Here is an 18,157-nt window from a genome sequence, read left to right as displayed (position 1 = left end):
TTCTTGTATGCTATTCATATTTTACTTCGTATAGGTATAACCCTTCCGGATGAGCAGTCGGACCCGCAGCATTGCGGTCTTTTTTTGCAATGATTTCTGGAAGACAATCTTCTGGTAAACGATCGTTGCCTATTTTTAACAACGTACCAACTAAAATGCGAATCATTTTATAAAGGAAGCCATCACCACGAAATGTAAACGTCAACTCATCGCCTGCTTCATTGACCTGTAAGCTGGCTTCATAGATAGTCCGTACTTTATCTTCAATGGAACTTCCAGAAGCACAAAATGAAGTGAAATCATGCGTACCAAGTAAATCAGGCAATGCACGTTCAATCTTTGCTACATCTATGGGATAAGGAAAATAACTCGCATAATGTCTACGGAAGGGACTACGTGGTTTTCCGATATCTACTTTGAATTGATAGGTTTTTTCTTTCACTAAATAGCGTGCGTGAAAAGTTTCTGGCACAATCTCCACACTTTTCACAGCAATATCTTCTGGCGACTGCGTATCTAACCCAAAACGCATACGTTCCAAAGGTCGCTCTTCTGGATAATCAAAGTGGATGACTTGCCCGATTGCATGAACCCCCGCATCTGTCCGTCCAGATCCAAAAATCGTGATTTCTTTTCCATTTGCCATCTTCTTTAAGGTTTTTTCCAGTTCTTCTTGGACCGTTCGTCCAGTGGGTTGTTTCTGAAAACCATTGAACTGGGTACCATCATAGGCAATGATTGCTTTATAGCGTACCATTCATCTTCCCCTGTTCTCATTCATCTTTGATAAGTTTAGCTACGGATAAACACTAGTACGATGGTCATCAGCCCAAAAGCAACCATAACAACAGTGTCTTGTAAGTGCCAGTGAAGGATACGGTATTTTGTCCGGCCTTCCCCACCTTGGTAGCCTCTTGCTTCCATGGCTGTAGCTAGATCTTCCGCACGATTGAAACTGCTGACAAATAGCGGAATCAGTAAAGGAATCACCGCTTTCATTTTTTGTACTAGACTTCCTTCACCAAAGTCAACACCACGTGCGCGCTGTGCATTCATGATTTTTTCGGTTTCGTCCATCAATGTCGGCACAAAACGTAAAGCGATCGAAAGCATCAACGATACTTCATGCACTGGAAAGCGAACAACTTTCAATGGTCGTAACAAATATTCGATCGCATCGGATAATTCTAAAGGCGGCGTTGTCAATGTCAATAAGGTGGACATAAAGATAATCAAAACAAACCGACAAAAAATAAATAGTCCGTTCATGACACCAAATTGAGTGATATTGAAAATCCCCCAACTCCAATACGTTTCTCCACCACTTGTAAACAGTACTTGTAAGCCTACAGTGAATAAGATCAACCAGATCAACGGACGGATGCCTCGAATAAAAAATTTGATATCTACTTTTGACAAGAAAACAGCAAATAAAGTAAACGCCGCTAATAAGGCATATGTCTGCCAGTTATTGGCTAAGAAGATAATGCCAATAAAATAGAAACTTGCCAATAGCTTTGCACGTGGATCTAACCGATGGATAAAGGAGTCTCCAGGCATATAACGACCAAAAATCAATTTATTCATCATGAGCTGTACCTCCCACCAATTTGACCAATTGGTCCGCTAATGCGTCTGCGGTGATCGGCAATTCATCAAACTGGATGCCTTTTACTCGTAGTTCCTCTGCAAACTCAGTGGCTGTTGGTACGCCTAACTGCCGTTCTTTTAACCATTCAAGGTGTTGGAAGACTTCTTTTGGTTCTCCGCATTTGACGATACGGCCTTTTTCTAGGACGTAAACAAAATCCGCATAGTTTGCCACATCATCCATCAAATGGGTGACTAATACAATCGTGATTTGCTGTTCTTTATGCAAACGCCAGAACATATCCATCATTTCTTTTCTTCCTTGTGGATCTAACCCAGCTGTCGGCTCATCTAAGACGAGAACTTCGGGTTTCATAGCTAGAACACCGGCGATCGCTACACGTCGCATTTGACCTCCTGACAGCTCGAAAGGTGAGCGTTCTAAATACGTCTCATCTAATCCGACTTGTTCTAAGGTCTCCTTTGCTAGTAGAGTCGCCTCTTCCTCACTTACACCAAAGTTTTTTGGGCCAAACGCAATATCTCTTGCGACCGTTTCTTCAAACAACTGTGCCTCTGGAAATTGAAAAACAATACCGACTTTTTTTCGAATCGGTTTCAAATTTTTATTATCTGTATCTGGTTTGATCTGACGATCGCCGATTTGGACGGTTCCTTCCGTCGGTTTGATCAACGCATTCAAATGCTGAAGCAAGGTGGATTTCCCGCTTCCAGTATGACCAACTAATGCAGTGTAGCTGTTTTCTTTGATCAACAAGTCAATATCAAATAAAGCTCGTTGCTCGAATGGTGTATTCGGTTGGTACGTAAAGTTTACTTTTTCAAAACGGATGTCCATAACCAATCCACCATCCTTTCTTCTGTCATGTATTCTTTAGGCACTTCAATGCCACGTTCTTTCAAGGCACTTTTTAGTTTTTCAGGAAAAGGCAAATCTAACCCTAGATTGATTAGTTCAGGTCCGGCAGAGAAAATCTCTTTCGGTGTCCCTTCATTCACTAGTTCGCCTTCTTTCATCACAAAAATACGATTTGCATTGGCTGCTTCATCAATATCATGCGTGATTGAAATAACGGTTAATTGACTTTCCTCTTTGATTTCTTTGATCGTTGTGATGACTTCTTCACGACCTTCAGGATCTAACATACTTGTTGCTTCATCCAAGATGATGATTTCTGGTCGGAGGGCTACAACACCGGCAATCGCCACACGTTGTTTCTGTCCACCGGAAAGACGAACTGGTTCTCTTGTCGTAAAATCAGACATTCGCACTTTTTCAAGAGCATCTTTCACTCGAACGATCATTTCTTCTCGAGAAATGCCTTGATTCTCTAAACCAAAGGCCACATCATCCTCTACTGTTGATCCAACAAATTGATTGTCCGGATTTTGAAAGACCATGCCGACTTTTTGGCGGATCGTCCATATATTCTCTTCATTTAGTAGTTGATTACCAACTTTGACCGTCCCAGACTCAGGAAGGAGTAAGCCATTGATCGTTTTTGCAAGCGTTGATTTACCAGAACCATTGTGCCCGATAATCGCGATCCATTCTCCTTTATTGATCGTGAAAGAAACATCTTTCAATGCTGGTCGTAAATCTTCTGGTTGGTATTTGTAATTAATCTTTCCTAATTCAATAATCGGCTCCATAAGTACTCCCTCTTCATCCTAAAGTTCCTATTAACCCTATCAAAAAACTGCTTAGTTTTCAATCATTTCTGATTTTTAAAATGTTTTTTTATACCTTCAAGGCTGTCTTGACAGTTAATTGAAGGTACAAAAAAACACTTTATGATGAGTGCATACTCCCCAAACGAATCGCTTGGGGAGCAGCGCTGAGCTAGACTCGGAATAAGTAACTTCCAACATCATAACACTCTAAAAGAATCATCCATAAAGTGATGTTATTAGTGTGATTTTAGACAAGTTCTAAGACAACCATTGGTGCTCCGTCTCCGCGTCTTGGTTCTGTCTTCAAGATACGAGTGTAGCCACCTTGACGTTCAGCATAACGAGGTGCAATATCGTTGAATAACTTTTGTAAAGCTGATTCGATAACGATTTCCTCATTTTCTTCACGCACGCTAGCAACTTCATTACGTACGAAAGCCGCAGCTTGACGACGTGCATGTAAGTCTCCGCGTTTGCCTAAAGTGATCATTTTTTCAGCAGTTGAGCGAACTTCTTTCGCACGAGCTTCTGTAGTCACAATACGTTCATTAATTAATAAGTCAGTTGTTAAATCACGCAACATCGCTTTACGTTGGCTAGATGTGCGTCCTAGTTTACGATAACTCACGTTGGTTTCCCTCCTTCGTAAAAGGTTTAATCTTCTTTACGTAAACCTAAACCTAAGTCATGCAATTTTGCTTTAACTTCTTCCAATGATTTACGTCCTAAGTTACGGACTTTGATCATTTCTGGCTCAGATTTATTCGTAAGTTCTTGTACAGTATTGATTCCTGCACGTTTTAAGCAATTATAAGAGCGAACAGATAAGTCTAATTCTTCAATCGTCATTTCTAACATTTTTTCTTTTTGTGTTTCTTCTTTTTCGACCATGATTTCAGCGTTTTTCGCTTCATCAGTTAGGTTGACAAAGATGTCTAAATGTTCAGTCATGATTTTTGCAGATAAACTCATTGCTTCCAATGGTTCGATTGAACCATCTGTCCAGATCTCCATTGTCAATTTATCAAAATCTTCACGATGTCCAACACGTGTGTTTTCTACTTGGTAGTTGACACGACGTACAGGCGTGTAGATTGAATCGACTGGAAGAACACCAATTGGCATATCTTCTTTTTTGTTTTCATCTGCTTGAACATAACCACGTCCTGGTTTCACCGTTAGGCGAGCATGGAACGTAGCACCTTCAGATACACTGCAGATGTACATATCTTTGTTAAGAATTTCTACCTCACTATCAACGATAATATCGCCAGCAGTTACTGTAGCAGGTCCGGTAATATCGATCTCAAGGGTTTTTTCTTCTTGACCATACATTTTCAGTGCTAAACCTTTAATGTTCAAGATGATTTGAGTGACGTCTTCTCTAACACCTTTGATGGTAGAGAATTCATGCAGTACACCATCGATTTGAATATTAGTGATGGCAGCACCTGGCAAAGAAGATAATAAAATACGACGTAGGGAATTCCCTAAAGTAGTCCCATACCCTCTTTCAAGAGGTTCAACGATGAACTTGCCATAATCTTTTTCTTCATCAATTTTTGCGATTCTTGGTTTTTCGAACTCAATCATTCTTATCTTTACCCCTTTCAAAACGAAAAGTGTCTTGTTCAATGACGTTACTAATAGAACTCAAAATGAGAGGCACTCATTAAACACGACGGCGTTTTGGAGGGCGGGCACCATTATGAGGAACTGGAGTCACGTCACGAATTGCAGTCACTTCTAAACCTGTTGCTTGTAATGAACGAATTGCTGCTTCACGTCCAGAACCAGGTCCCTTAACTGTTACTTCAACAGTTTTTAATCCGTGTTCCATTGCTGCTTTTGTAGCTGTTTCTGCTGCCATTTGAGCGGCAAAAGGAGTTGATTTTTTGCTTCCTTTGAAACCTAATGAACCAGCTGATGACCACGCTAAAGCATTTCCGTGAGTATCAGTGATCATGATGATTGTGTTGTTGAATGTAGAGTGGATATGTGCAATCCCAGCTTCTATATTCTTTTTCACACGGCGTTTACGATTCACTTTTTTTGCTACCATGAAGATTTAACCTCCTTCACTTAAGAATTATTTTTTCTTGCCAGCGATAGCGCGAGCTGGGCCTTTACGAGTACGTGCATTGTTTTTCGTGTTTTGTCCACGAACAGGCAATCCACGACGGTGACGGATTCCACGGTAAGAACCGATTTCCATCAAGCGTTTGATGTTTAAGTTCACTTCACGACGAAGATCCCCTTCAACTTTTAATTTATCTACTTCTGCACGGATAGCATCTGTTTGTTCATTCGTTAATTCACGAACGCGAACATCTTCAGATACGCCAGCATTAGCTAAGATTTGTTTCGCAGTAGTGTTACCAATACCATAGATATAAGTAAGTGAAACTACTACACGTTTATCACGAGGAATATCTACTCCTGCAATACGAGCCATATTTAGTGCACCTCCATTTATCCTTGACGTTGTTTATGTTTTGGATTTGCTGGGCAAATCACCATAACGCGTCCTTTACGACGAATTACTTTACAATGTTCACACATTGGTTTTACTGATGGTCTTACTTTCATGATAATACCTCCTGTAGTTTTACGGAGTACAATTATTTAAAGCGATAAGTAATACGGCCACGGTTTAAATCATATGGAGACAATTCAACCGTCACTTTGTCACCAGGTAGAATACGAATGTAGTGCATACGAATTTTACCTGAAACAGTAGCAAGAACTTGGTGTCCGTTTTCTAGTTCAACTTTAAACATTGCATTCGGCAAAGTTTCGACGACTGTACCTTCGACTTCAATCATATCTTCTTTTGCCACGCACAGTACCTCCTTGTACTTGTTTCGCATTTTCACACGATAAAATGGCGGAAACTGCAGTTCCCACCTCAAAATTCTCAAAATGGATCATCTAGAGGATTCTCTAGAAGTCGGACTGACATATTCTATCATAATTTATTGAACTTGACAAGAGTAACTGCTTAATGCAAGTCGGCTACGGGCAATCGTGCTATTTTTCAATGATTTTTTGGACATCAGTAAATACAGCATCGATTTCACGATCACCATCGATAGTGTGTAGCAAACCTTGTTCTTTATAATAAGCCAAGATTGGTTCACTATTTTTGATGTTGATAGCCAGACGATTTTTAACCGTCTCAGGTTTATCATCTTCTCTTTGATAGAATTCATGCCCACCACAACGATCACATGTGTCTTCAACTTTTGTAGGGTTGAAAATTTTATGGTAAGTTGCTCCACAGTTACGGCAAATGAAGCGGCCTGCTAAACGCTCAACCAAGACTTCTTCACCCACGTGGATATCGATGACAGCATCAATTTGTTTATTTAAATCTTTTAGCATTGCATCTAGAGCTTCTGCTTGCTCGATTGTACGAGGAAAGCCATCTAATAAGAAGCCTTTCTCTGTATCGGGTTCTGCTAAACGCTCTTTTACGATTCCATTTGTTACTTCATCAGGAACTAATGCACCTTTATCCATATAAGACTTTGCTTCCAAGCCAAGAGCTGTTTCATTTTTGATAGCTGCACGAAACATATCTCCTGTTGAGATGTGAGGAATCCCATAAGCGTCAATGATTTTTTCAGCTTGTGTTCCTTTACCTGCACCTGGCAGCCCCATTAAAATGAGGTTCATTGCTTTCCCTCCTAATAAATGTGAGAACGTGTGTTGAGGAAAAACCTCAACACGCTTTCTTACTCAATAAAGCCAACATATTTACGTTTCAGCATTAAGCCTTCTAACTGTTTCGCAGTTTCCAAAGCCACACCGATCACGATCAACAGACTTGTACCACCTAATCCGATTGATTGTGGCAGATCCCAAATCATTTGTGCAATGATTGGTAATAATGCCACTAAACCAAGGAATAGTGCTCCGACTGTACTTAATCGCATCAATAAGCTTGAGACATACTCTTCAGTCCCCTTACCAGGGCGTACACTTGGTATATAGCTTCCTTGCTTTTGTAAGTTCTCCGCTAATTTCTCAGGGTTTACTTGAACAAAGGCATAGAAGAATGTAAATGCGACGATCAATACCGTATAAATCGTTGCGCCAGGCACCGTATTATAGTTAAAGATCTCCATCATTATTTTATACCAGTTTTCAGATCCGAATCGGCCACTTAACGCTTGTAACACAGCATTTGGTGTCGCAATAAATGAACTTGCAAAGATAACCGGAATTACCCCAGCAGCATTTACTTTCAACGGTAGATAACTACTTGTTGGCGCACCTGCTATACGTTTGGTGTACTGAATCGGGATCTTACGTTCAGCTTGTTGGAAAAATGTTACGAATGTCACGATTGCTAGAACCGCAACTAGTAAGATGGCAACGAAAATCGCAGATCTCCAGATATCGGAAGAATTGATATTTACGAAGTAATCTTCATAAATTTCACGTACACTTTCCGGTAATCTTGAAATGATCCCTGCAAAGATGATCATTGACACACCGTTACCGATACCTTTTTCAGTGATTTGTTCACCCAACCAAGTAACAAACATCGTTCCTGCAGTTAAGATCAAACCGATCGTTACATAAGTAGAGACATTTGGATTGTTGACAAAACCTAATTGAGCGTATTGGTTAAACCCTGCTGTGATACCGACAGATTGGATAAATGCCAATACTAACGTCAAATATCTTGTTGCCTGATTCAACTTTTTACGACCAACTTCTCCTTGTTTCGACCATTCCACAAAACGTGGCACGATATCCATTTGTAATAATTGGATCACGATCGAAGCAGTAATGTAAGGCGAAACCCCCATCGAAAAGATCGAGAAGTTTTGCATTGCACTACCACTTACCAAGTTCAACATGTTGAAAAACGGTAAGCTAGATAGGTCTTGTAATGAGCTTGCATTTACGCCGGGAACAGTGATATGTGCCCCTAAACGAAAAACAAAGAGAACAAATACAGTAAAAAGGATTTTCGATCTAATATCTTTGACCTTAAAAGCGTCTTTTAATAGTTTAAGCATTAGATCACCTCAACAGAGCCACCAGCCGCTTCGATTGCTTCTTGTGCTGCTTTTGAGAATTTAGCTGCTTTCACAGTTAACTTTTTGTTCAATTCTCCGTTAGCTAAAACTTTGATTCCAGCTTTTTCGTTTTTCACGATTCCAGCTTCTACTAAAGCAACAGGAGTTACTTCAGCTCCGTCTTCAAAGCGATTCAAGACATCTAAATTAACGACTGCGTAGTCCTTACGGTTAACATTTGTAAATCCACGTTTTGGTAAACGACGGAACAATGGTGTTTGTCCCCCTTCGAATCCTAGACGTACACCACCGCCTGAACGAGCTTTTTGTCCTTTTTGACCACGTCCGGCAGTTTTTCCGTTACCTGAAGAAGTACCACGACCAACACGGTTACGTACTTGGCGTGAACCTTCAGCGGGTTTTAATTCATGAAGTTTCATAGGTTTGGCACCTCCTTAATTGTCCTAGTTCTTATTTCATTTGTTTAATTAAACTTCTTCAACGTCCACTAAGTGAGAAACAGTGTTGATCATGCCTTTGATTGCTTCATTAGCAGGCTTAACCACAGAACTGTTAATCTTTGTAAGACCTAACGCTTTAACAGTATCGCGTTGGTTTTGAGGACGTCCGATAATACTGCGTTTTAAAGTTACTTTTAATTCAGCCATTATGTTTGTCCTCCTTATCCGATTAATTCTTCTACTGATTTGCCGCGTAGAGCTGCAACTTCTTCAGCACGTTTTAATTGTTTCAAACCTTCAACAGTTGCGCGAACAACGTTGATTGGTGTGTTTGAGCCTAAAGATTTAGAAGTGATATCTGCTACCCCTGCTAATTCTAATACGGCACGAACTGGTCCACCAGCAGCAACCCCAGAACCTTCAACAGCAGGTTTCATTAGGATTCTACCACCACTAAAAGCACCGATTACTTCGTGTGGGATTGTTGAACCAACCATAGGTACTTCAACTAAGTTTTTCTTCGCATCTTCAATTGCTTTACGGATCGCTTCAGGTACTTCTTGTGCTTTACCAGTACCAAATCCTACGTGTCCGTTTTTGTCACCGACAACAACTAAAGCAGCAAAACGTAGACGACGTCCACCTTTAACAACTTTTGTTACACGGTTAATTGCAACAACGCGGTCTTCTAATTCCAAATGTTTTGGATCGATATAAACCATGAATGGTATTCCTCCTTCTTCTAAAATTCTAGTCCATTTTCGCGAGCAGCTTCAGCTAAAGCTTGCACACGGCCATGGTAAAGGTATCCACCACGGTCAAAGACTACGACTTTAATGCCTTTTTCAGTTGCGCGTTCAGCAACTAATTTACCGACAGCTTGTGCTGCTTCTGTTTTTGTTCCACCTGAAATTTCTTTATCCAAGGTAGAGGCACTTGCTAGCGTTACACCCGCTACGTCATCAATAAGTTGCGCGTAGATGTTTTTGTTAGAACGAAAAACGTTCAAGCGTGGGCGCTCAGCAGTACCAGAGATAGTGTTACGTACACGACGGTGTCTCTTTTGACGTGTTTTGTTCTTATCTGGTTTTGTAATCACAATTGTCACCTCTTTATTTTTATTTTTTCTACTGTCAGACAGTAGAAATGATCAGTTTTGAAAAAATAGAAGCTGCGGCACAAGTAAACTCTCTCTTAATGAAGGCATACTTCAGCAAAATCCTTTTTTCCTGCTGCTGGCTTCTATGAAATTTTTCGAAACGATTATTTACCAGTTTTACCTTCTTTACGGCGTACGAATTCGCCAACATAACGAATACCTTTACCTTTATAAGGTTCTGGAGGACGAGTACCACGGATGTTCGCAGCTAATTCGCCAACTTCTTCTTTGTTCGCACCCTTCACAATTACTTGTGTGTTAGATGGTACTTCAACAGTCACGCCAGCTGGTGGTGTGATTTCTACTGGATGTGAGTAACCAACGTTCAATACAAGTTTTGTTCCTTGCATTTGCGCACGGTACCCAACCCCGATTAATTCTAATCCTTTTTGGAAACCTTCACTAACACCTACAACCATGTTGTTGAAGTTAGCACGAGTTGTTCCATGGATAGTTTTCATTTCTTTACTGTCATTTGGACGAGTGAATGTCACTTCATTTCCTTCGATATTCATTTTGATATCAGCAGAAAATGTACGAGTCAATTCCCCTTTTGGTCCTTTAACTGTAACGTTGTTTCCATCTTGAGTGATAGTTACTCCTTCAGGGATCACAACGATCTTATTTCCAATACGGCTCACTTAAAGACACCTCCTTGTAGATTCTACTTGATTACCATACGTAAGCGATAACTTCGCCGCCGATGTTTTTCTCACGAGCTTCTTTATCAGTGACAACACCTTCAGAAGTCGAAATAATAGCGATACCTAAGCCATTTAAAACTTTTGGCACTTCGCCAGCTTTAACATAAACACGTAAGCCTGGTTTAGAAATACGTTTTAAGTTTGTAATAACACGTTCGCCGCTTTTACCGAATTTTAGGAAAACACGGATCACGCCTTGCTTGTCATCTTCGATATATTCAACATCACGGACGAAACCTTCACGTTTCAAGATTTCAGCGATGTCACGTTTAATTTTTGATGCAGGAACTTCTAAAGCCTCATGTTTAACCATGTTTGCATTACGGATACGAGTTAGAAAATCTGCAATTGGATCTGTCATGACCATTGAACTTTTACCTCCTTCTTATGCGAATTTACTTTTTTACCAGCTAGCTTTCTTCACGCCGGGAATTTGACCTTTATAGGCAAGTTCGCGGAAGCAAATACGGCAAAGATGGAACTTACGATAAACTGAATGTGGACGTCCGCAACGTTCGCAACGAGTGTAAGCTTGTGTTGAATGTTTTGCAGGACGTTTGTTTTTAGCAATCATTGATTTTTTAGCCACGTAGTTCGCCTCCTTTAATTATTTTTGGAATGGCATGCCTAATTGTGTCAACAACTCACGAGATTCTTCATCTGTGTTCGCTGTCGTTACAATGACGATGTCCATACCACGTACTTTATCTACTAAATCATAATCTACTTCTGGGAAGATCAATTGTTCTTTAATACCTAAAGTGTAGTTTCCACGACCATCAAAGGCTTTTTTACTTACACCATGGAAGTCACGTACACGTGGTAGAGAAACTGATACTAATTTATCTAAAAATTCGTACATTCTTTCTCCGCGTAAGGTAACTTTTGCTCCAATTGGCATTCCTTCACGTAAACGGAATCCAGCGATTGATTTTTTAGCTTTTGTGATCATTGGTTTTTGTCCAGTGATCAAAGTTAGTTCTTCAACTGCTTTGTCTAAGTTTTTAGCGTTTGATACCGCATCACCAACACCCATGTTGATGACGATCTTTTCAACTTTAGGTGTTTGCATAACAGAGCTATAGTCAAATTTTTCCATCAATGATGGAGTTACTTCTTTAAGATATTTTTCTTTTAGGCGGTTCATTCAGTAAGACCCTCCTTCCTTAAACTTTTTATTTATCTAAAACTTCACCGGTTTTTTTAGAAACACGGACTTTTTTTCCGTCTACTTCTTTGTAGCCAACTCGGCCAGCTACACCAGTAGAGTCGATGACCATCACGTTAGAAACGTGAAGTGGCGCTTCCATCTCAACAATTCCACCTTGAGGAGCAGCTTGAGAAGGTTTTTGGTGTTTTTTGATCATGTTCACACCTTCGACAACCACTTTATCCTGTTTAGGAAACGCTGCTAATACAACGCCTTCTTTGTTTTTGTCTTTACCGGTGATCACTTTAACTTTATCGCCTTTTTTAACAAACATAACTGTTTCGCACCTCCTTTGTTAAGTGTCTCAAGATTATAAAACTTCTGGTGCTAGAGAAACGATCTTCATGAAGTTGTTTTCACGTAGTTCACGTGCAACTGGCCCAAAGATACGTGTTCCACGAGGGCTTTTATCATCACGAATAATCACTGCAGCATTTTCATCAAACTTGATATATGAACCGTCTGCACGACGAGCTCCTGATTTTGTACGAACGATAACGGCTTTAACGACGTCACCTTTTTTGACAACCCCACCTGGCGTTGCTTGTTTAACCGTAGCAACGATCACATCACCGATATTCGCAGTTTTGCGACCAGATCCGCCAAGGACTTTGATCGTCAAAATTTCACGTGCGCCTGAATTATCAGCGATTCTTAAACGACTTTCTGCTTGGATCACGTTGTGTATCCTCCTTTCAGATTTTGCATTCAATCTATATAGGAAAATCTCGTGTTATTAGATAATAACTGCTTCTTCGACTATTTCCAACAAACGGAAACGTTTTGTAGCTGATAATGGACGAGTTTCCATAATTCTCACGATGTCGCCAACTTTTGCTGTGTTGTTTTCATCATGTACTTTGTACTTCTTAGAATAGTTCATACGTTTACCGTAGATAGGGTGGTTTTTCTTTGTTTCGACAGCAACGGTAATTGTTTTATCCATTTTGTCTGATACCACGCGACCTTGATAAACTTTGCGTTGATTTCTTTCTTCAGTCATACGCTTAATGGCCTCCTTCCATAATTACTTAGCTTGTTCACGCAAAACTGTTTTGATGCGTGCAATCGATTTACGTACTTCTTTAATACGTGCAGTGTTTTCTAATTGACCTGTTGCTAATTGGAATCTAAGATTAAACAATTCTTCTTTTAATTGTTTTTCTTGATCAAGCATTTCGGCAGTGGTTAATTCTCTGATTTCTTTAACCTTCATTCGATTCACCACCCATTTCCTCACGTTTTACGATCTTAGTTTTCATTGGTAATTTGTGAGAAGCTAAACGTAATGCTTCACGAGCTACTTCTTCAGAAACGCCTGCAATTTCAAACATGATTTTACCACGTTTTACTGGTGCAACCCATCCTTCAGGAGCCCCTTTACCTTTACCCATACGAACGCCGATCGCTTTAGATGTATATGATTTATGAGGGAAAATTTTGATCCATACTTTCCCGCCACGTTTCATGTAACGAGTCATAGCAATACGAGAAGCTTCGATCTGACGGTTTGTGATCCAGTGTGATTCAACAGCTTGTAAGCCGTATTCACCGAATGCTACTTCTTTTCCGCCTTTTGCTTCACCACGCATTTTTCCGCGGAATTCACGACGGTGTTTTACACGTTTAGGTACTAACATGTTTATTTCCCTCCTTTCTCAGTGTTTTTTTTAGTTGGAAGAATTTCTCCACGATAGATCCACACTTTAACTCCTAGTTTTCCGTATGTTGTATCTGCTTCTTCCCATGCGTAATCAATATCCGCACGCAAAGTGTGAAGAGGAACTGTTCCTTCTGAGTATCCTTCTGAACGAGCGATATCCGCACCGTTTAGACGTCCAGATACTTGAGTTTTGATCCCTTTAGCGCCAGAACGCATTGAACGTTGGATCGCTTGTTTTTGAGCGCGACGGAATGCAACACGGTTTTCTAATTGACGTGCAATTCCTTCACCTACTAATTTAGCATCTAAATCTGGTTTTTTGATTTCCACGATGTTGATATGGATTCTTTTACCAGTTAATTTGTTTAATTCTTTTCTTAGGTTTTCGACTTCAGATCCGCCTTTACCAATAACCATACCTGGTTTAGCTGTGTGGATTGAAATGTTTACGCGGCCAGTTGCGCGTTCGATTTCAATTGTTGATACAGCAGCATCAGCAAGTCTAGTTGAAATAAATTTACGGATTCTTAAATCTTCGTGTAAGAACTCTGCATACTCTTTTTCAGCAAACCATTTTGCATCCCAGTCGCGGATGATGCCTACACGCATTCCAATTGGATGTACTTTTTGACCCACAGATTATCCCTCCTTATTTTTCTGATACGACTACCGTGATATGACTTGTACGTTTGTTGATTGGTGAAGCTGAACCTTTTGCACGTGGACGGAAACGTTTCATTGTTGGTCCTTCGTTAACAAATGCTTCAGATACTACCAAGTTCTCAACATCTAAGTCAAAGTTGTTTTCTGCATTTGCAATTGCTGACATCAATACTTTCTCGATGATCCCAGCAGATTTGTTTGGTGTGAATTTCAAAATTGAAATTGCATCCGCAACACTTTTACCTCTGATAAGGTCAATTACTAGACGCGCTTTACGAGGTGAAGTGCGAACTGTTTTTGCAGTTGCTTTAGCTGATGTGATTTGTTCTGCCATTTGCTTTTATCCTCCCCTCGAATTAGCGTCTCGTTTTCTTGTCGTCAGCGACATGCCCACGATAAGTTCTAGTTGGTGCGAATTCACCTAATTTGTGTCCTACCATATCTTCTTGGATGTAAACTGGTACGTGTTTACGTCCATCATATACTGCGATGGTATATCCAACAAAACTTGGGAAAATTGTCGAACGACGAGACCAAGTTTTGATTACTTTTTTCTTTTCGGCCCCTGCTTGAGCTTCAACTTTACTCATTAAATGCTCATCAACGAAAGGCCCTTTCTTTAAACTACGACCCATGGTGAACCTCCTCTCAAAATGTGCGACACATGGTCAAAGTAATTATTTATTTTTACGACGAACGATAAGTTTGTCTGATTTAGCTTTCTTGTTACGAGTTTTGTAACCAAGAGCTGGTTGACCCCAAGGAGAAACTGGAGCTTTACGTCCGATTGGAGCTTTACCTTCACCACCACCGTGTGGGTGATCGTTAGGGTTCATTACGCTACCACGTACAGTTGGGCGTTTACGCATCCAACGAGAGCGGCCAGCTTTACCAATATTGATAAGTTCGTGTTGTTCGTTACCTACAGAACCGATTGTTGCACGGCATGCAGCTAAGATCATGCGAACTTCACCAGAGTTCAAGCGGATCAATACGTATTTGCCTTCTTTACCAAGTACTTGAGCACTTGTACCAGCAGAACGGATCAATTGTCCACCTTTACCAGGTTTCATTTCAATATTGTGGATCACAGTACCAACTGGAATGTTTTCTAAAGGAAGAGCATTTCCGACTTTGATATCTGCTTCAGGACCTGAAACAAGTTTCATTCCAACTTGTAGTCCTTTTGGTGCTAAGATGTAAGCTTTCACTCCATCTTCATAATGTACTAACGCGATGTTAGCTGAACGGTTTGGATCATATTCGATCGTTTGAACAGTAGCAACAACGTTGTCTTTGTTACGTTTGAAATCGATCACGCGGTATTGGCGTTTGTGTCCGCCACCTTGATGACGTACAGTAATGCGGCCGTTGTTATTACGTCCAGCATGGTTTTTCAATGGCTGTAACAATGTTTTTTCAGGTGTTGATGTTGTGATTTCAGCAAAATCAGAACCTGTCATGTTACGACGGCCATTTGTGGTAGGTTTGTACTTTTTAATCGCCACGTTTTCCCCTCCTAATTTAATCAGTTATCGAGTGTTGCTTATTCAGCAGCTTCGAATAATTGGATTTCTTTTGAATCTTCAGTCAATGTAACGATCGCTTTGCGACGTTTTTTTGTATATCCTGCATATTTGCCCATACGTTTGAATTTCGCACGTACGTTCACGATGTTCACGTTTTTGACTTTCACGTCAAAAGCAGCTTCAACCGCTTGTTTTACTAAAGTTTTGTTTGCGCGAGTGTCTACTTCGAAAGTATATTTCTTGTCATCCATGGCAAGCATTGATTTCTCAGTGATCACTGGGCGTTTGATTACGTCTAGTAAGTTCATTATGCAAGCACCTCCTCAATTTGAGTAAGAGCAGTTTGTGTTGCTAAAACTTTTGTATTTGATACAACATCTAGAACGCTAACGTTGTCAGAAGTTACTACAGAAACGTTTGATAAGTTACGTGCAGATAAAGCTGCAAAGTCGTTACCAGGTTCTAGTACAACCAATACTTTAGAGTCAATAGATAATTTAGCAAGAACTTCTTTGAATTCTTTTGTTTTTGGTGCATCAAAGCTTAATCCTTCGATTGCTACCAAGTTGTTTTCAGCAACTTTTTCTGACAATACAGATTTCATTGCTAAACGACGAACTTTTTTAGGAAGTTTGTAGCTGTAAGAACGTGGTGTTGGTCCGAAGACTACGCCACCTCCACGCCATTGCGGTGAACGGATTGATCCTTGACGAGCACGACCAGTTCCTTTTTGACGCCATGGTTTACGGCCACCGCCTCGAACAGCGCTACGGTTTTTAACCGCATGTGTTCCTTGTCTTAATGATGCGCGTTGCATAACGATTGCGTCGTAAACAACACTTTCATTTGGTTCAATTCCGAAGATTTCTTCGTTAAGAGTGATTTCACCGTTTTGGCTTCCATCTTGTTTGAATAATGCTACATTCGGCATTCCTTAGTTCCTCCTTTCTTCCTACTATTATTTAGCTTTCACAGCTGATTTGATAGTGATTAATGATTTTTTCGCTCCAGGAACGTTACCTTTGATCAAGATTACGTTTCTTTCAGCATCTACACGTACAACTTCCAAGTTTTGGATAGTTACGCGGTTGCCACCCATACGGCCAGCAAGACGTTTGTTTTTGAATACACGGTTAGGTGCAACTGGACCCATTGACCCAGGACGACGATGGTAGCGAGAACCGTGAGCCATTGGTCCGCGGCTTTGGCCGTGACGTTTGATAACCCCTTGGAATCCTTTACCTTTCGTAGTACCTGTTACATCAATAATGTCTCCTGCTTGGAAAACATCAACTGTAATTTCTTTTCCTACTTCATATTCTCCTAGCTCAACATTTTTGAATTCACGAATGAAGCGCTTAGGAGCCGTGTTTGCTTTTGCAACATGACCTTTCGCAGGTTTGTTTGATAAAACTTCACGTTTGTCTTGGTAACCAACTTGAATAGCTTCGTAGCCATCAGTTTCCATTGTTTTTACTTGTAGTACTACGTTTGGCGTAGCTTCTACAACAGTAACTGGAATTAATTCGCCAGATTCAGTGAAGATTTGTGTCATTCCCACTTTTTTCCCTAAGATTCCTTTGGTCATGAGTACACCTCCATTATTATTAGTTTAGTTTTTATAGTTTGATTTCGATGTTAACACCTGATGGTAAGTCAAGCTTCATTAAAGCATCAACTGTTTTTGGTGTTGGGTTCACAATGTCGATAAGACGTTTGTGTGTACGCATTTCGAATTGTTCGCGTGAATCTTTGTATTTGTGAGTCGCACGAATAACTGTGTAAAGACTGCGTTCAGTTGGTAATGGAATTGGACCAGAAACGCCAGCTCCAGTTCTTTTTGCAGTTTCCACGATTTTATCCGCTGATTGATCTAAAATACGGTGTTCATACGCTTTTAAACGGATACGAATTTTTTGTTTTGCCATCTTGTTCCCTCCTTCGCCTATTTTGAAAAGTAGACATAGCTCCACGAAAATTTCCGTCACGCTCGTTCGTGGCAAAGCGTCCGGGCGTGTCGCAACCTCTCGTTTCTTAGCCGACAAAATCATTTTGATTTCGTCTGTGCCATTCACCTAAGGTAAACGCACCTTTGTCATTATAATATATCTAAATTCACAACGCAAGGTTTTTTTGCTGTAAAAAACAATTTATTTTCATAAGTTTTCATTTAGCTAAAAAACGAGAAATCCTTCTCTATTTATAGGAGGATTTGTTGTTTTCCTTCCGATTTTCATTCACCTATTTAGATAAAAAAGAAAATTCACTACATATTAAGAATATTTTTGGATATTCCCCTATTTCATAGCCTCTCTCCTAACGAATCGTTTGCTCAAATCATAACCACCCTTCAAAAGGGTGGTTTGCTCTAGGGCTATAAGCCCTTAACACCGGCCAGCGCCTAAAGACGCTGGCTTTCTCATTTCATGTTCAAGCCATATTGCCTTTGT

Annotated in this window: 33 protein-coding genes; all 33 read right to left on the bottom strand. The window is 40.3% G+C overall.

The features are described 5' to 3' along the window. Positions 1-10: 10 nt before the first annotated feature. Entirely contained in the window at positions 11-757 is a 747-nt protein-coding gene (truA, locus tag EM4838_RS14820; protein ID WP_071867777.1) for a tRNA pseudouridine(38-40) synthase TruA, read from the bottom strand. 35 nt (positions 758-792) lie between these two features. Continuing rightward, the gene (locus EM4838_RS14815; protein WP_071867778.1) at positions 793-1,590 is read right to left on the bottom strand and encodes an energy-coupling factor transporter transmembrane component T family protein; all 798 of its coding nucleotides are present in this window, start codon (positions 1,588-1,590) and stop codon (positions 793-795) included. Beyond that, the gene (locus tag EM4838_RS14810) at positions 1,580-2,449 is read right to left on the bottom strand and encodes an energy-coupling factor ABC transporter ATP-binding protein (protein ID WP_071867779.1); all 870 of its coding nucleotides are present in this window, start codon (positions 2,447-2,449) and stop codon (positions 1,580-1,582) included. Before EM4838_RS14810 ends, EM4838_RS14815 begins: the two co-directional genes overlap by 11 nt. Beyond that, positions 2,425-3,264: an energy-coupling factor ABC transporter ATP-binding protein gene (locus tag EM4838_RS14805; RefSeq protein ID WP_071867780.1), complete on the bottom strand. Its 840-nt coding sequence runs from the start codon at positions 3,262-3,264 to the stop codon at positions 2,425-2,427. Before EM4838_RS14805 ends, EM4838_RS14810 begins: the two co-directional genes overlap by 25 nt. Before the next feature lie 268 nt (positions 3,265-3,532). Further along, positions 3,533-3,913, bottom strand: coding sequence for a 50S ribosomal protein L17 (gene rplQ / locus EM4838_RS14800; protein WP_010734449.1), 381 nt, complete (start codon positions 3,911-3,913; stop codon positions 3,533-3,535). 26 nt (positions 3,914-3,939) lie between these two features. Then, positions 3,940-4,878: a DNA-directed RNA polymerase subunit alpha gene (locus EM4838_RS14795; RefSeq protein ID WP_005880735.1), complete on the bottom strand. Its 939-nt coding sequence runs from the start codon at positions 4,876-4,878 to the stop codon at positions 3,940-3,942. 79 nt (positions 4,879-4,957) lie between these two features. Next, positions 4,958-5,347, bottom strand: coding sequence for a 30S ribosomal protein S11 (gene rpsK / locus EM4838_RS14790; protein ID WP_010734450.1), 390 nt, complete (start codon positions 5,345-5,347; stop codon positions 4,958-4,960). Between the two features lie 27 nt (positions 5,348-5,374). After that, positions 5,375-5,740, bottom strand: coding sequence for a 30S ribosomal protein S13 (gene rpsM, locus EM4838_RS14785; protein ID WP_010734451.1), 366 nt, complete (start codon positions 5,738-5,740; stop codon positions 5,375-5,377). A 17-nt stretch (positions 5,741-5,757) separates the two neighbouring features. Beyond that, on the bottom strand, positions 5,758-5,874 hold the full coding sequence (gene rpmJ / locus EM4838_RS14780) for a 50S ribosomal protein L36 (RefSeq protein WP_002288710.1): 117 nt from the start codon (positions 5,872-5,874) through the stop codon (positions 5,758-5,760). Between the two features lie 32 nt (positions 5,875-5,906). Continuing rightward, the gene (gene infA, locus EM4838_RS14775) at positions 5,907-6,125 is read right to left on the bottom strand and encodes a translation initiation factor IF-1 (protein WP_002288695.1); all 219 of its coding nucleotides are present in this window, start codon (positions 6,123-6,125) and stop codon (positions 5,907-5,909) included. Between the two features lie 190 nt (positions 6,126-6,315). Next, positions 6,316-6,963 (bottom strand): adenylate kinase, encoded by a 648-nt coding sequence (locus EM4838_RS14770; RefSeq protein WP_010734452.1) that lies wholly within the window; start codon positions 6,961-6,963, stop codon positions 6,316-6,318. A 59-nt stretch (positions 6,964-7,022) separates the two neighbouring features. Beyond that, entirely contained in the window at positions 7,023-8,318 is a 1,296-nt protein-coding gene (gene secY / locus EM4838_RS14765; protein ID WP_023518901.1) for a preprotein translocase subunit SecY, read from the bottom strand. Continuing rightward, positions 8,318-8,758 carry a 50S ribosomal protein L15 gene (rplO, locus tag EM4838_RS14760; protein WP_010734454.1) on the bottom strand — a complete coding sequence of 147 codons (441 nt, stop codon included), beginning with the start codon at positions 8,756-8,758 and terminating at the stop codon, positions 8,318-8,320. The genes secY and rplO overlap by 1 nt, the downstream gene beginning before the upstream one ends. Positions 8,759-8,806: 48 nt before the next feature. Beyond that, positions 8,807-8,986, bottom strand: coding sequence for a 50S ribosomal protein L30 (rpmD, locus tag EM4838_RS14755; protein ID WP_010734455.1), 180 nt, complete (start codon positions 8,984-8,986; stop codon positions 8,807-8,809). A gap of 14 nt (positions 8,987-9,000) precedes the next feature. Further along, positions 9,001-9,501, bottom strand: a complete 501-nt coding sequence (rpsE, locus tag EM4838_RS14750; protein WP_010734456.1) for a 30S ribosomal protein S5 — start codon at positions 9,499-9,501, stop codon at positions 9,001-9,003. A gap of 20 nt (positions 9,502-9,521) precedes the next feature. Continuing rightward, on the bottom strand, positions 9,522-9,878 hold the full coding sequence (rplR, locus tag EM4838_RS14745) for a 50S ribosomal protein L18 (RefSeq protein WP_010734457.1): 357 nt from the start codon (positions 9,876-9,878) through the stop codon (positions 9,522-9,524). Between the two features lie 164 nt (positions 9,879-10,042). Beyond that, on the bottom strand, positions 10,043-10,579 hold the full coding sequence (gene rplF / locus EM4838_RS14740) for a 50S ribosomal protein L6 (protein ID WP_010734458.1): 537 nt from the start codon (positions 10,577-10,579) through the stop codon (positions 10,043-10,045). A gap of 31 nt (positions 10,580-10,610) precedes the next feature. Further along, positions 10,611-11,009, bottom strand: a complete 399-nt coding sequence (rpsH, locus tag EM4838_RS14735; RefSeq protein WP_010734459.1) for a 30S ribosomal protein S8 — start codon at positions 11,007-11,009, stop codon at positions 10,611-10,613. Between the two features lie 36 nt (positions 11,010-11,045). After that, positions 11,046-11,231 carry a type Z 30S ribosomal protein S14 gene (locus EM4838_RS14730; protein WP_002356214.1) on the bottom strand — a complete coding sequence of 62 codons (186 nt, stop codon included), beginning with the start codon at positions 11,229-11,231 and terminating at the stop codon, positions 11,046-11,048. 18 nt (positions 11,232-11,249) lie between these two features. Beyond that, entirely contained in the window at positions 11,250-11,789 is a 540-nt protein-coding gene (gene rplE, locus EM4838_RS14725; protein ID WP_010734460.1) for a 50S ribosomal protein L5, read from the bottom strand. A 28-nt stretch (positions 11,790-11,817) separates the two neighbouring features. Beyond that, complete coding sequence (rplX, locus tag EM4838_RS14720) at positions 11,818-12,126, bottom strand: 50S ribosomal protein L24 (protein ID WP_010734461.1); 309 nt, start codon at positions 12,124-12,126, stop codon at positions 11,818-11,820. A 36-nt stretch (positions 12,127-12,162) separates the two neighbouring features. Beyond that, positions 12,163-12,531 carry a 50S ribosomal protein L14 gene (gene rplN, locus EM4838_RS14715; RefSeq protein ID WP_010734462.1) on the bottom strand — a complete coding sequence of 123 codons (369 nt, stop codon included), beginning with the start codon at positions 12,529-12,531 and terminating at the stop codon, positions 12,163-12,165. A gap of 57 nt (positions 12,532-12,588) precedes the next feature. Beyond that, complete coding sequence (gene rpsQ / locus EM4838_RS14710; RefSeq protein ID WP_010734463.1) at positions 12,589-12,855, bottom strand: 30S ribosomal protein S17; 267 nt, start codon at positions 12,853-12,855, stop codon at positions 12,589-12,591. Positions 12,856-12,879: 24 nt separating this feature from the next. Beyond that, positions 12,880-13,068 (bottom strand): 50S ribosomal protein L29, encoded by a 189-nt coding sequence (rpmC, locus tag EM4838_RS14705; RefSeq protein WP_002288664.1) that lies wholly within the window; start codon positions 13,066-13,068, stop codon positions 12,880-12,882. Next, entirely contained in the window at positions 13,058-13,492 is a 435-nt protein-coding gene (gene rplP, locus EM4838_RS14700; RefSeq protein ID WP_010734464.1) for a 50S ribosomal protein L16, read from the bottom strand. The genes rpmC and rplP overlap by 11 nt, the downstream gene beginning before the upstream one ends. Before the next feature lie 2 nt (positions 13,493-13,494). After that, entirely contained in the window at positions 13,495-14,151 is a 657-nt protein-coding gene (rpsC, locus tag EM4838_RS14695) for a 30S ribosomal protein S3 (RefSeq protein ID WP_010734465.1), read from the bottom strand. A 13-nt stretch (positions 14,152-14,164) separates the two neighbouring features. Further along, on the bottom strand, positions 14,165-14,512 hold the full coding sequence (gene rplV, locus EM4838_RS14690; RefSeq protein WP_010734466.1) for a 50S ribosomal protein L22: 348 nt from the start codon (positions 14,510-14,512) through the stop codon (positions 14,165-14,167). Between the two features lie 22 nt (positions 14,513-14,534). Next, complete coding sequence (gene rpsS / locus EM4838_RS14685; RefSeq protein ID WP_010734467.1) at positions 14,535-14,813, bottom strand: 30S ribosomal protein S19; 279 nt, start codon at positions 14,811-14,813, stop codon at positions 14,535-14,537. 42 nt (positions 14,814-14,855) lie between these two features. After that, positions 14,856-15,686: a 50S ribosomal protein L2 gene (gene rplB / locus EM4838_RS14680; protein WP_010734468.1), complete on the bottom strand. Its 831-nt coding sequence runs from the start codon at positions 15,684-15,686 to the stop codon at positions 14,856-14,858. 38 nt (positions 15,687-15,724) lie between these two features. Beyond that, the gene (rplW, locus tag EM4838_RS14675; protein WP_002290449.1) at positions 15,725-16,015 is read right to left on the bottom strand and encodes a 50S ribosomal protein L23; all 291 of its coding nucleotides are present in this window, start codon (positions 16,013-16,015) and stop codon (positions 15,725-15,727) included. Next, positions 16,015-16,638: a 50S ribosomal protein L4 gene (gene rplD / locus EM4838_RS14670; RefSeq protein ID WP_010734469.1), complete on the bottom strand. Its 624-nt coding sequence runs from the start codon at positions 16,636-16,638 to the stop codon at positions 16,015-16,017. Before rplD ends, rplW begins: the two co-directional genes overlap by 1 nt. Positions 16,639-16,665: 27 nt before the next feature. Then, the gene (gene rplC, locus EM4838_RS14665; RefSeq protein ID WP_010734470.1) at positions 16,666-17,295 is read right to left on the bottom strand and encodes a 50S ribosomal protein L3; all 630 of its coding nucleotides are present in this window, start codon (positions 17,293-17,295) and stop codon (positions 16,666-16,668) included. A gap of 31 nt (positions 17,296-17,326) precedes the next feature. Beyond that, positions 17,327-17,635, bottom strand: coding sequence for a 30S ribosomal protein S10 (gene rpsJ, locus EM4838_RS14660; protein WP_010734471.1), 309 nt, complete (start codon positions 17,633-17,635; stop codon positions 17,327-17,329). Between the last annotated feature and the right edge of the window lie 522 nt (positions 17,636-18,157).

Source organism: Enterococcus mundtii, assembly GCF_002813755.1.
GTDB lineage: Bacteria > Bacillota > Bacilli > Lactobacillales > Enterococcaceae > Enterococcus_B > Enterococcus_B mundtii.
The sequence above is the reverse complement of the archived record's forward strand: the minus strand, read 5'-3'. Positions and strand labels throughout refer to the sequence as shown.